Genomic DNA, 434 nt, shown 5'->3' on the forward strand with positions numbered 1-434 from the left:
AAATCCCTCGACAGCTTCAATTGCCGCCGCACGCTCTCCGCGGGTGGCGCCGACTATGTCTATTTCGACCTCGCCGAGGCCGAGAAGAACGGTCTGAGCGGCGTCTCGCAGCTGCCCTTTTCGATGAAGGTGCTGCTGGAGAACCTTTTGCGCAACGAGGACGGCCGCTCGGTCACCCGGCAGAGCATCCAGGCGGTCGCCGGCTGGCTGAGCGACAAGGGCACCGCCGGCGTCGAGATCGCCTACCGCCCGGCGCGCGTCTTGATGCAGGACTTCACCGGCGTTCCGGCGGTGGTCGACCTGGCGGCGATGCGCGACGGCATCAAGGCGCTCGGCGGCGATCCGGAAAAGATCAATCCGCTGGTGCCGGTCGACCTGGTCATCGACCATTCCGTCATCGTCGACGAGTTCGGCACGCCGATGGCGTTCGCGCG

Annotated in this window: 1 protein-coding gene; it reads left to right on the plus strand. The window is 66.4% G+C overall.

All coding sequences use genetic code 11. The features are described from left to right. On the plus strand, window positions 1-434 hold a 434-nt coding region (locus EN818_RS30840), incomplete at both ends, for an aconitase family protein (protein WP_245518942.1).

The sequence above is a fragment of the Mesorhizobium sp. M3A.F.Ca.ET.175.01.1.1 genome, from assembly GCF_004791945.1.
Classification (GTDB): Bacteria; Pseudomonadota; Alphaproteobacteria; order Rhizobiales; family Rhizobiaceae; genus Mesorhizobium.